Source organism: Nocardia vinacea (assembly GCF_035920345.1).
In the GTDB taxonomy this organism is placed as follows: Bacteria; Actinomycetota; Actinomycetes; order Mycobacteriales; family Mycobacteriaceae; genus Nocardia; species Nocardia vinacea_A.
Genome location: NZ_CP109149.1, coordinates 5045210 through 5057265, shown reverse-complemented (window position 1 = coordinate 5057265; position 12056 = coordinate 5045210). Strand labels below are relative to the sequence as shown.

At 58.6% G+C, this 12056-nt stretch carries 10 protein-coding genes; 5 read left to right on the top strand and 5 right to left on the bottom strand.

All coding sequences use genetic code 11. From position 1 onward, the window contains the following. Positions 1-596 precede the first annotated feature (596 nt). Together OIE68_RS23135 and OIE68_RS23130 are read right to left on the bottom strand one after the other, a co-directional pair. Complete coding sequence (locus OIE68_RS23135; protein WP_327101430.1) at positions 597-1067, bottom strand: SAM-dependent methyltransferase; 471 nt, start codon at positions 1065-1067, stop codon at positions 597-599. 12 nt (positions 1068-1079) lie between these two features. Beyond that, positions 1080-2351, bottom strand: coding sequence for a helix-turn-helix transcriptional regulator (locus OIE68_RS23130; protein ID WP_327101429.1), 1272 nt, complete (start codon positions 2349-2351; stop codon positions 1080-1082). A 394-nt stretch (positions 2352-2745) separates the two neighbouring features. On the opposite strand from OIE68_RS23130, the gene OIE68_RS23125 reads away from it, so the two are divergent. The 5 genes from OIE68_RS23125 to OIE68_RS23105 all read left to right on the top strand — a co-directional run bounded on the left by OIE68_RS23125 (position 2746) and on the right by OIE68_RS23105 (position 5569). Beyond that, the gene (locus OIE68_RS23125; RefSeq protein ID WP_327101428.1) at positions 2746-3060 is read left to right on the top strand and encodes a hypothetical protein; all 315 of its coding nucleotides are present in this window, start codon (positions 2746-2748) and stop codon (positions 3058-3060) included. A 4-nt stretch (positions 3061-3064) separates the two neighbouring features. Beyond that, positions 3065-3358, top strand: coding sequence for a hypothetical protein (locus OIE68_RS23120; protein ID WP_327101427.1), 294 nt, complete (start codon positions 3065-3067; stop codon positions 3356-3358). A gap of 115 nt (positions 3359-3473) precedes the next feature. Beyond that, positions 3474-3776, top strand: coding sequence for a hypothetical protein (locus OIE68_RS23115; protein WP_327101426.1), 303 nt, complete (start codon positions 3474-3476; stop codon positions 3774-3776). Between the two features lie 169 nt (positions 3777-3945). Then, entirely contained in the window at positions 3946-4941 is a 996-nt protein-coding gene (locus OIE68_RS23110; protein WP_327101425.1) for a hypothetical protein, read from the top strand. A gap of 76 nt (positions 4942-5017) precedes the next feature. After that, complete coding sequence (locus OIE68_RS23105; RefSeq protein WP_327101424.1) at positions 5018-5569, top strand: cysteine peptidase family C39 domain-containing protein; 552 nt, start codon at positions 5018-5020, stop codon at positions 5567-5569. 544 nt (positions 5570-6113) lie between these two features. Here the strand turns inward: OIE68_RS23105 and OIE68_RS23100 are convergent. From OIE68_RS23100 to OIE68_RS23090, 3 genes are all read right to left on the bottom strand, one after another. Continuing rightward, complete coding sequence (locus tag OIE68_RS23100) at positions 6114-7610, bottom strand: HEPN domain-containing protein (protein WP_327101423.1); 1497 nt, start codon at positions 7608-7610, stop codon at positions 6114-6116. 54 nt (positions 7611-7664) lie between these two features. Next, entirely contained in the window at positions 7665-9764 is a 2100-nt protein-coding gene (locus tag OIE68_RS23095; protein WP_327101422.1) for a P-loop ATPase, Sll1717 family, read from the bottom strand. A gap of 1317 nt (positions 9765-11081) precedes the next feature. Further along, a complete protein-coding gene (locus tag OIE68_RS23090) occupies positions 11082-12005 on the bottom strand; it encodes a LysR family transcriptional regulator (protein ID WP_327101421.1) in 924 nt (307 codons plus the stop codon). Positions 12006-12056: the final 51 nt, after the last annotated feature.

The window sequence follows — 12056 nt, the reverse complement described above, 5'->3', positions numbered from 1 at the left end:
GCCGGGTCGACGCCACGGGCGCTACACGCGCGAAAAGGATTCGGTGACAATGCAAGCGCTGTATCGCGCGGGGGCCGCCACTAACACGTATCGCTCACAAACAAGACGGCACCATCGAGCATACTCCCACTTGAGAACCCGCCTCGATGGTTACGAAACTGCTTGCACACCAATGGTTTACAGCCAATGACAAAGCATCCACCTTCCGCTCGCGATCGTTCTACAGAACAACAGTACGAGGCTTGTCCAGCCTTCCTGCACAATCGCGCACCCGACGTGTACCCGCGAATCGGTTACAACCCTTGTTCTATCCGGAATTTGGCGCGAATTCGCCCCATAGAGTGAATCGGAACGAACCAACCCGACTGAATGGAACCGAACCGGACGATTCGGCACCGAACGGCACCAAACGGCACGAAACCGACCCAACAAGACTGAACGCACTCAAAAGGCACGCTAGAGCGACGGAGAATAGGTGGGGTGATTTCCATCACACTTGCGGCAGGTTCCCCCGTAGCCATACCAGCGGTTGACCGAAAAGTGGCCCCCAACATCGAAGTTGGGGGCCGCTTCGGCTTCAGGGCAATGGCCGCCACTTAGAAGTAGTCTTTCAGCATCTCGGTTGACCATGGAGCCTGGTGGATCTCGCCACGCGGCCCGAACTCGGCAAACCACGGCTTGATGTCCAGCACGGGAGTACCGTCCACCGCGTCCAGCTCGGCTACGTGTAGGTCTAAGCCGTCTACGCGAAGCAGTCGAGCACGGGAAACCCCAAGCCAGTTGACGCGCCGCATATTCCGATGCCCGAAGATGCCGACCTTGGGCCATGCGGGGTTGTCGCGGGCACTGCGTGCACCGAAGTGCAGGTCCGTTGGATCGGTCAAGTGGAACCGGAAGATGATTTCGAGGTGGCTGAACGCGTCCAAACCCTGAACGGACTCTTCGGTGAACCGGGGGTCATCTATGCGGATGATTGTCTCGGTGCCTCCCCAGTGATCGTCTGTCGGTTCGCTTCGACCGCCGATCACATGCGCGATCGGTACGACTTCGAACACTTCGTCTGTCATATGACCCCTGTCCTACATTCCACTGGCGGCTAGATATTCCTTTGCCCGCTCATCGATCTCGCTCGCACCCGCAATATGCCGGTACGGTGCCACGGTTGCGCGTATATCGCGGGCAACATTCCTGGTGCGCCCTGACTGGACGCCGTCCATTGCGTCGAGCGCGGATGTCCATGTCGTGCATGCCTGTTCGAGTTCGCCGCTGCGGGCCTGCACGGTACCGAGGTAGCCGAGGGTTACCGCATGGGTCCGGGTAAACGTCGTGGCTTTGCGTTTGCGGACGCTGAGCTGGAATTGTTCGGCGGCACCGGCCATGTCACCCGAATCGCGTAGCGCGCACGCGGTTTCGTGGGCGAGGCTCGCTTCGGAGAAGAAGAACACCCGAGCGGGCTCATGATCGGAGTCGGAAGCGGCGGCAAGATCACGTTCGGCCTCGAGCAGGGCTTTCGCCGACTCGGCTTTCTGACCCGCTGCGCTCAATGCTTTGGCGTGCACAACCTTTAAGAGCGCGCGTTCACGTGGGCAGGCGGCTTGGTATCGGGTACCGCTGACTGATGCTTCGGCGAGCTGTAGTCCTTGCTGAGGTTCACCCAGGTCGATGGCTTGGTGTGCCATGGCGCGCAGTACGTGACCCGTCAGTGGGGCATCGTTCGCTTCGGCGGAAAGCTTGGTCGATGCGGCGAAGTAGCGCTGCGCGGCGGCGTGCTCGTCGTTGTCGAACGCCATCCACCCCGCCAGATATGCCAATTCGCTTGCTGCTGCGAACATTTCACGACGAACAGCGTCGCTGGCAAAGGACCCTTTCAGGTAGCTGGTCACTTCATTGGTCAAGTACTGGACAACAGCTGTCCGTCCATGTCCGCCGCCAAGTCGCTGGTCGATCTGGGAGAACAGCACCATTACGTCTCGTACCGCGGCTACATCGGCTTGGCCAATGTGCCGAAGACCGGTCGCCTTGTCCGACGCGACAGATGCCCCCCGGTCGAGCCATCCAGGGAGCAACACGGATGCGCTGATGGCTGTGGAGTATCCGACACGTAGGAAAGAGCGCCGTTCCACATCAGCCTTTCCAAGGTTGAGCAAGGTTGCTACAGGGTCTTGGATGGCACCAAAACGCCTTTCGTACCACGCTATGACATCGGGTGTCTGCGTGCGCTGTCCGGTCTCGTAGTAGAAGAGCGCGGACTTGCTGTACGGGATTTGAGCGGCGAGCGCGGCCAGGGAAACCCCGGCGGCTTCGCGAGCCGCTCGAAGCTGTGCGCCGACGACAGCGGCGAGACCGTCCATACCGTCGAATCTAGCTGTTTCGTGAACGCGTCCGGCCGTTTTGTGGACGCGCTGTGGACGTCAACTCGTATTTTTCCGGACATCTCCCATGGTCAGCTAGATATGCGCCCGGAGAGACGACCCTCTCCCAGTACTTGAGAGTTTGTTTCAGGGGCCGGGCGCACCTAAGCCGCAGTCGACGCACCGGAGGTCGGCAGATGCCGAACAACGAGCTTCAACAACGCGACCCGTTCGTAGGGCCACCCCGCAGCTACACAGGAGCACCGGCCGAAAAGGTTGAACTCTTCGCGGAAGCGGTCCGGGAGTGGGGAACTGATCCAGCGTCGACCGAATCGTCCCGGTGTCGGGGTGTCGAGTCCTCCGACACCGGGCGTACCAACGACGAGGTGGCGTAGTGAACCGAGATCGCCTGCGTACCACCGAATCACCGGACGGTCGGAAGGTCGCCACATGGCGTCTTGTGCGGCGCGAATGCCAGCTGCTCCACATCCAGAATCGGGCGGACGCCTCACCGGCCTACCGGTGGCCCAGCGGAACAGCACTGCCCGCCGCAAAGCCGGGCCTGGTGATTCTCGACGGACCGCCGAACTTGTGGGAAGCGCGTGACGCGTTCCCCAGATATACCGATCTCTGGGACGCGGTGCGCTCGGACTACTGGAACGTCTTGCTGCGCCGGACCAGCCTTCCGGTCCCGACCACGGGAGCGTAGCCGAGTGTCCGAGATCCAGCGCCAGCGGCGCGAAATCGACGTGTCTGTATGGAAATTGCTCGCGCAGTTCCACGAAGAGACCCCAGCGAAACTCGCTATCGCCCCGGTCGACGGCGTCACACTCCGCCACTCCGTCAACGGGATAACCGAGGTGGACCAAGACGGTTGGTGCGCCGATTACGACGACACGACCGCACAGGACGCGATCACCGTCGAACCGGTCAGCGTCGTGGACACCGTCCTGACAACAACCCACCGCCACCGCGAGCACACGAATTCACCGGAAGGACACCACTGATGGGCCTCAGTGACGACGAGGGTTTCGACAACGAGACTGCTCAGCAGATTTGGCGCGGCGATGCGGTTGCATCCTGACGGGGGTGGGAGCGGAGAGCGCGAGCAAAGGAAGACCCATGCAACCCAAGGCAATCGGTCTACTGCTGCTCGAAATCACCGGACCGGATCGGCAACGGTACGAGCAGGTGATCAGACATCTGGCGCAGCGCCAAGGCTATGAGCTAGCCGGACTGCTCACCATCGGTACCGACACCTATATGCCGACGACACTGATAGTCGAAACCGTTTGCAAGGCAGGAGCTTCCGCCATCTTAACCCCCGACCTAGCCCACTTCGGCGGACACACGAAGGCAGTCGCATTGGCGTGCGATCTGGTGACTCCAGCAGGGATTGTGCCGCGATCCGGCGGGGAACGGTGATCGCGTCCGAACAGTGTGTTCCCAGGAGTGCGGGCACCCACTCGGCCGAATCATCTACCTACACAGCGTATTCGATTGCCTCATGCACGATCGACCGATGGTTGCTTCTAACCGGCGCGCCTCGGACATGTGTTCCAGAGATCCCCCAGTCATCCCGAAGGAGCCGGACATGATCAACGTCCCCGCGAGTCTGAAGGGCGTGCGCGTCGCAGTCCTGTACGGGCCGGTCTCAGAAGAGGATCGCGTCTACATTCTCAATACACCGCACGAGAAATGGTCGCTGACTGCGATCATGGAAACCCTCACCGAGTCCGGTATCGATGCCGAGCACCTCGACCCGACCGCCGCCGATTTCGTTGAGCGGGTCCGTACGTTCGACGTCGCATACGTGAACGTCCACGGCCCCTGGGGTGAGGATGGCCGTCTGCAAGGTCTGTTGGACTACCTGCACGTGCCCTACACGTCGTCGGGTGTTCTCCCGGGCAGTATCGGTGCGGACAAGCTGGCCTCGAAGGCGGTGTTCAAATACGTCGGCATCCCGACACTGCGCGACTCCGGGCTGATCACGCAATCGGCGGTCCCGGTGTTCCCGATGCCCGCGATGCTGAAAGCGGTCGACGGCGGCTCTAGCGTCGGGTTGCAACGAGTCGAGACTCTGGCCGAAGTCGCCAATGCGGCGCATCGATTCCGTGAGCGCGGATTTCGCCGATTCTTCCTCGAGGAGTTCGTCGTCGGTCGTGCGATGACGGTTGCGGTGCTCGGCACTCCGACCGGGCCGAAAGCGTTGCCGCCGTTGGAAGTGATCACCGAACGCGATTACTACGACGAGGAAACCAAGCTCGGCGGCGGCGATGGCCCAGCGGTTACCTATCAGGTTCCCGATGATCTGGCGTTGCCCACCCTCGACGCGATGTCCTTCGGTGCGCTGGCGGTATACGGATTCCTGGAGTGCCGTGGCGCAATCCGTATCGACTACATGGTCGATACGGCTGGTATCGCATACGCGCTAGAGGTGAACACGACTCCCGGTGTGCAGCGGCACAGCAATCTGCCGGTTGCGGCCCACGCGGTCGGAATCGGATATCGGGAGCTGATCCTGATGCTGCTCGCGGATGCGATCGAGAACGGGGTTCGTCCTCCGTGGGTCGTCCGATCCGTTTGTTGAGCAGTAACCGCGGCCCTTCGCTCCAGCTTGGGGCGATGTTGCCCTACATTGGGCTGGCTACCCCGGATCGAACGGAGTGAGATTGCACCGCCTTCCGCTGGATGTCCACCGGTTCCCGCAACACTTCACCGACGACGAAACCGATGACCCCGGTTTCCCATGGCCCGATGGTGGCCCACAGACATGGGGCGATCGGTGTTGCGGCATTGCGTGCCTGCGAATGCTGCTCCGGTTCCATGGCCTGCCGGTGCCGCTACAGCGTGAACTACTCCGAGAGGGGTTGGCCACCAACGCGTATGCCACCGGGGTGGGCTGGACACACGCCGGACTGGTCGCGCTGGCCACACGGCACGGCCTCGCCGGTACTGCCGAAGCGGTCGACCGTTCCACGCTTCAGGGTATGGCCGCTGACGGCATACCCAGCATCATCTCGTGCACGTGGCAACTGCCTGAAGACGGACGCCAGGGCGGACACCTGATCGTGTTTACCGGCGAGGCAGACCGCGACGGTGACACCATCGCGGGATTCGCCGACCCGTCCCGATGGGGTGCCGAGCATTCGGAGGTTCCGGCGCGACGGTTCTGGGCCAGTTGGACCGGGCGCGCGATCATGCTGCAACCGACCTGATCCAGGCTCCCAGCGCAAGCTGCGAAGGGACTCTTCCCTACGCACGGAGGTGCCGTTCCAGAACAGACCTCGAGGCGAGGGGGCCTTCGTCACCTGATCCCGGCACGCGTGAGTTCCCCGTCCTGCCGGATTCGGCGCCCCACTCCTGGAGCCTTGCGCCGTAGGTGCCTGCCGGGGTGCGTCGCTGGATGTGCGGGGAATCCGATCAGTCCCGCGAAATCTTTTGTGCCGCAAGCTTGATGGGTTCATGTAGAAGAGTGAGAAGAGTTGGGAGCCCCCGGAAGAGAAAGAAAAAGAAGAAAAAGAAGCCGGAAACCCAAGTAAGAGAACTTGCCGAATTTCCCTCTACAGAATCAAGAGCGGCGCGCTACGCGCGCCGCCCGGTGCGCCCGCCCTCCCGCTCCGCTCCCAGGCGGGCACCCCGGCACACCCACCAGGATGATGGGGACCGAGCCAGCACAACAGCGGTGCCCCCGTACTAGAAAGTGCTGCCGCGCCCCTCCGGGGCTTGCCACCTAAGCTCTAGATCTTTGAAGCTTGGTCGCTAATCCTGAATACCGCCTTTACTCCGAGCAGCGCTATCTGAAATTAAACTGGCAACATAGGCTCGTGAATACTCGTAGGGCTCATACTGCAAAATCTCGGAACTGACTAGTCCGCGCTCGAATCCTCCGTGTGCAAGCAGATTGAGTTTGAGAACCCACGAAAGTGAGTATCCGACCGCAGTCGCCAGATTGTAGAACTTTTGCTTCTCGACCCGCGACTCTTCCGGATTCCATGGTTGTTCGCATTCGTCGTCATCGTCCATCAATTGGTGCACGAACTTGTTCCTGATTTCGGCTACCGATTTTGTCCAGTCGTGGAAATCTGAAACGATTTCCGGGTCAAAGCATCGTGCAACTTCCGCTAACTCTCGCATACGTTCTCGGAATTTCATATCGTTTATCTGGGCCAATGGGCCGTCCAAGGCAGGGTCGATACGATCATGGTCATTAATTCCAAATTCCGCAAGTTGTGCGGTAGCAGCATCTTTTGCGGCTTTCCGCACTGCCCTTCTTTGCGCTTTGTTCAGTTCTGGAAATGCCACCTTATCGCAATGGAATCTCCGATGCATGCCCTCTGCTACTGCCGCAAGTGTAATTACTTGAGTCTCAATGGGCAACGATTCGTCAAGCCCGGCAAGAGCTTCAATCAGACCCTCCGCCTTCTCGCTGGCATCGATCCAACTAGCTGCGCGCTCCAGGGTGAGATGCTTTATCGGAATGGGGCCAGGACGAGAGGCGCGCGCCGGGAATTCCGGCGAGCGTGATGGATGAACTTCAAGCCATGGCGAATCTGAGTTACTCCGGACATTCATCCTTGATACTGAAATCTTGCACTGCCCTGCAACTGCCAAGAATGACATCAACGGAATTAAGATACGGGTTTCGTACTCCCTGAGGCTCGCACCGTTGGACGCTTGCACTTCAATCCAAGTTGATGCTTCTTGTCGATAGACCTCCAGGCCGCCTCCGCCGATAGCGTGGAATGATTCTCTGTCAGAGATGACCACATTCTTCCAGGGGCCATCGAATAGATATCTTGCATGCGAGTATCTCTGGTATTCGTCCACATGGTCGCCTTCCACTACTGCGTAGCATCTGAACTCTTGCCCCAATCCATGAAGTCCCGTGAGATTGTAGCCACCCTGCGCACCGATCAGGGTAAGTTTGGTGCCATCCTCGGCCTCGCCGAGGAAAGTGCGTGGCTTGTAGTCTTCTACGATATCGGTGGGGCTGCCTCCGTATGCCGCCTGCAATTCGTGGTCGCCTATACGTGTTATCTTGACGGCCTTTTCCTGAATTATCTGTCGGTGAACAGATAAAACAGGTCGCTGCCCGTAGTCGCCTAAGACGATCTCTCCATCTGAGCGCATTCTGGTCGCGGCGTGCCAAAAATCTCCAGGAATATGCCTAGCTGTCATTCCTCGCGTACCTCCAATAGCCACGTTGCCGGCATTAGCAACATGTGCTCGGGATCGGAAATTGCCTGTGCGGTACACGGGCATATGGTGGCCAATATTGCGACCCACAATGACTGGAAGCAGATAAGCAAACTACGAAAGCTTCCGAACTACGCCATCGTAACGATCTTGGATATGATCTTCTTTGATTTTTCCGTTGAGTGCTTGACGAAGAAACACCATTAGATCTTTAGAGTTCAGGGGGAGAATTAGTCCTTTAGTATTTGCCATCACCCGCTGCATGTGTTCGTAATAGCTTGGCTTCATCTCGCCGCGAAATACCAGAACCACAAACCTTCCCGCTGCCTCGGTCATGTAGTAAGCGAGCTGATGGAAGTCATCGGCATGTAATTCGTCGTAATTCTTGCATTCCCAGATAACCTGGTTGGCGCCGTATCGTGAGCGTACCGATTCCCAGAAGCCGCTAGTAGCTCGATTCGACGCAATCCAATCTCGAATTACTCGCCCATTATGATTTCTGACTCGCTCTTCAACATTTACAAGACTTCGGAAGAAGCAAAGCTTCAGGACGTCGCCGACCACCTCTTCAAAGTCCGTTGCTCCACTAGTTCCCAATGGCAACTCTTGCAACGTCGAGATAGTCATTTCTATACTATCAGCATATTCGGTGGGGTCGAGGCCGCCGGGAAGATCCTCGATAATTCCAATCTTCCCAAACTCCTTCTTCCCAGAAAGATCGCGAACTAGTCGATCCTGAAGATCTAGAGCATCCCAGTAGCATCGGTGAATAATTACATCGGTCGTATCCGCAACAGGAGGTGGACTGGTATCCATCGGTCCGAGCGCGCGAAATTTCGGTGCTTTGCCTTCGCTCCGTATGCCGACAAATCCGATGTCATAAAGTAGTCTGATGAATTTCTCGGGAGATGAGTTCTCATAAATCCACGAACCGCAGAGTCTCAATACTTCCGGATCGTTATGAAGCATTCTAATAAAGGACTCGACTCCTCCGAATGTATATGCCGTTCCTAGACCATAGAAGCGGGAAAGCACGGTCGCTATGCGCGGGTAATTTTCCGAGTACTCATCACCCAGGTCCTTAAAACGGTTGTCGGAGAAGCGCCTTCTCGCCTGCTGAACATCCTCTATTAGAATTCGGTCATGTCCAGCAGTCTGAGCTGCTTCTACTGCATTACTGGCGTAAATGAGAACATCTCGTGGTCGCCGCTGGCAGTAATCGAGTACGCTTCGCCAGGCATCCTCCGGCCGTTCAAAGAATGCCTGCCAAGTGCCTCCCTTTAGATCGAATTTTGCCGTAAGATTTCTATTGAGTCGACGTTCGACAACCTCAAGCAGTTGGCGCTCGGTCCATTCCATTCCCACCACGGCAGTCTCAATGCGAGATGACTCGGTATCCAATGCTCTGACCCGTTCGAATATGTTCTCTCGCAAAAATAGAATCGTACGAGCCTTGGGAATCTGGGTAGACACTTCCTGGCATGCGTGCATGAACGCCGTCAGGTAGACGAGCCCTTCGTCGCTTCCTTCCCAGTAATCGTCTATGCTATCAATCAAAACGGTTTGTGTGGTCAGCACATTAGACCACATTTTTTTGATTCCATCGGCTACCTGTTTGGCCACCTTGTTCTCACGCAGCCATCTTTCATCGTCACCGTCCGCTAAAGCTCCGCCAATACGCGATATCGCCTGAAGGCAGCGCAAGTCAAAGTCAAGGTCAGCAAAAGTATCTAACTCCTGCTGAACCTCAACGGGGATTACCAGACGTGCGGAATAACTGTCCAGCCAGATCGAAATCACCTCAACTTGAAGCGCTCTTCGGAAAGCTGATACCAGTGAACGAAATGGCTTCTGCTTTGCGTTTCTAAGAAGCTCAACATCCTGCAGAGTTGATGAAGGGCTGAATATTTCCGGTACAATCACCTTGGTTTCGCCGCCGTTGAGGTCGCAGTACCTCCGAATAGCAGTCTTTCCAGTTCCTCGGCGACCCACAAAGAAGACTTTTCCGCTCGCAGGGTCTGCTGCGGCGGCAAGTGCTGGTGTATGAACGTAGATCGATGGATCATCTAATGCCGCATCATACTCAGCGAAGGACTGGCCGATATTAATTCGCTTTATCGCGTCTTTGGGCAGTTTCGGGACGATCTGAGGAGCAGATTGAACGAGATCAGGCGTTGCGGTTGGAGCCGGAGTGCCGGCCTTAGCGGATGCCACCTGCTTCGACCTCTTGTTCCGGCGCCTGACCATTGGCCCTCCCTCTCGTCCGCCGCTTAGACATAGATCGGCACCCGGCTACCTGCGCCTAACCCCTTGTGCCGGACTGCACTTCGCATCTATCCCTGCTTGATGAGCAAGCGTTACATAGGTTCTCGGGCTCGTGTCGATATTCGGGGAGATGTTCGTGGCCATCCACCGGTGCTACCGCACCATCCCTCGCGGGATGGCTTGCAGTTGAACAACCCCGCTGCTAACAAAATCCTGCGCCGACCTGCGCAGACTCCCATACACCCGCCCGCCATCGGTCACTGGTCCAGGCGAGCAATAGAAGGAGTGCGTAACCGAAATGTCACCCCGCGAGCTGTGCTCCATCCCGCCGTAAATGCCGGTGTTCGGCCTGGTCTCGGTGAGTCAGCGTCGCGCGGGCCACCTTCAAACCGATGGTGCAGCCGTACTCTGTGCTTACACCGGCGAACTCGCCGTCAGCCGTCACAACCAAACCGCCGCACCTACCCGCATTGACCGCTGCCCCGGCAACCAGGTGAAAAACCGGTCCGCGTAGCTGATGGTTAACCAATAGTGGAAAGTCATGGCGTGTCACGGATTAGACACGCCGGTGCCAGCCGCAGGATGCTCCCAACTAAGTCCCAACAAATCCCACCAACGTAGCGATCTACCGAATGTGTGTTCGATAGTCCTGAGTAGTCGATTGTCGTCGTATGAGCTGGTCAGATGATATTTTTCCGACGGTAGAGTCGTTCGTAGTTGTCTGCGGTAGTCATGAGTTCTCGTAATGTGGGGGTCAGGGGTTCGAGTCCCCTTAGCTCCACTCGAAAATCGCAGGTCAGGACCGGTATCCATTCGGTTCTGGCCTTTCGCGTTTCGGCCATCTTGCCAAGTTCTTGCCAACGGGCGGGAGAACTCTCGATTCTCGACCGGCCCGGACGGTCTTAGACCGCCTTTTCGGTACCGAACATTGCCGACGCGGCGGTGGTCAGACTGAATGTGCTGGCCCGGTCGCGACGCCCAGGTCGCAGTGAACGCCCCAGCGGGCCGATTGGCCGCTGAGCGCCGCGTCTTCGCGGCGCCGAAGGTGTATGCCGCCCTGACGAGAGCGTCGCGACCAGGCTGCCGGTCGTCCGGGCCCCGTCGAGCCGCGCTCGGAAGGTGACCAAACGCTCCGCGAAGCCTGCGAGGTGTCCCGCGCCCGTAAGAGCAAGCGTTAGCTGTCGGCGGTGGACTCGAGCCGAATGCGCGATGGGCTAACGTCCATCAACCTGCGGCGAAACAGAATTTGTCCCTCGACTCTTCGTATCATCGGCTCGCGAGGGGCGCCTCCACGAACCCCTGGGCGACTTCCTCGAAGGTCCTCAGGAGTGTGTTCGCGGCCGGAGTGAGACGCTGCTCTGCCATGTGCGCAAGCAGAATTCGCCGGGACGGGGCCCCGCCGGTCAGCGGAATGACGCGGACGTCCTCGCGCAGGTTCGACAGCGCAAGTCGGGGCGCCAGCGATACGCCGAGGTCGACCGCCACCATGGCTTGGGCTTCCTGGTAGTCGTTTGCCGCAAATGCTACCGAGGGGGTGAATCCTGCTGCGTTGCAGGCCTTTTCCAAGGCTAACCCGACCGGATGGTTGTCCTCACGGGTGATCCATTGCTCATCGGCGAGTTCGTCCATCGCGATTGTCTTCCGATCGGCGAAGCGATGGTTGACCGATACGACGAGCGTCGGTGGATCGATCAGGAGTTCATGCACCGCGAGCTCCTGATCGTCGACGCGAGCCCACGCGTAGTCCCAGAGCAGCGACAGTTCGACTTCGCGCGTGTCGAGCATTGCGCGCAATTGCGCGAATCGGGAGCTGCGCACGGTCAGGGCCACGGCCGGATGGCGGGCCTTGAACAGCTTGACCACCGACGGCAGCAGACTCGATCCGGCCGTGGGAAAAGTCCCGATCCGCACGGTGCCCGAGCGGAGTCCGGCGATGTCGTCGAGCTCCCTGCGCGCGGCAAGCAGTTGAGTCTCGATGCGCTCGGCACGACGAGTCAACATGGCCCCCGCCTCGGTCAGTCGAATGCCGCGCGCGTGCCGTTCCAGCAGCGGTTGGCCGGCCTCGGTCTCGAGCTTGGCGATCTGTTGGGAGACCGCCGAGGTCGTGTAGTTCAGCTGTGCCGCGGCTGACGTGATGGAGCCGGCGCGCACCACATCGATCAGCAACAACAGGCGACGAGGGTCGAGCATGGTGCGGCTCCAGAGTTTAGTAGAAGTTAAACCTCCTCAAGGTTTTCGAAA

Bases quoted from the DNA above. Each gene is read 5' to 3' on its own strand.
- OIE68_RS23115 (WP_327101426.1), top strand. From the start codon at position 3,474: ATGCAACCCAAGGCAATCGGTCTACTGCTGCTCGAAATCACCGGACCG.
- OIE68_RS23110 (WP_327101425.1), top strand. From the start codon at position 3,946: ATGATCAACGTCCCCGCGAGTCTGAAGGGCGTGCGCGTCGCAGTCCTG.
- OIE68_RS23090 (WP_327101421.1), bottom strand. From the start codon at position 12,005: ATGCTCGACCCTCGTCGCCTGTTGTTGCTGATCGATGTGGTGCGCGCC.
- OIE68_RS23130 (WP_327101429.1), bottom strand. From the start codon at position 2,351: ATGGACGGTCTCGCCGCTGTCGTCGGCGCACAGCTTCGAGCGGCTCGC.
- OIE68_RS23135 (WP_327101430.1), bottom strand. From the start codon at position 1,067: ATGACAGACGAAGTGTTCGAAGTCGTACCGATCGCGCATGTGATCGGC.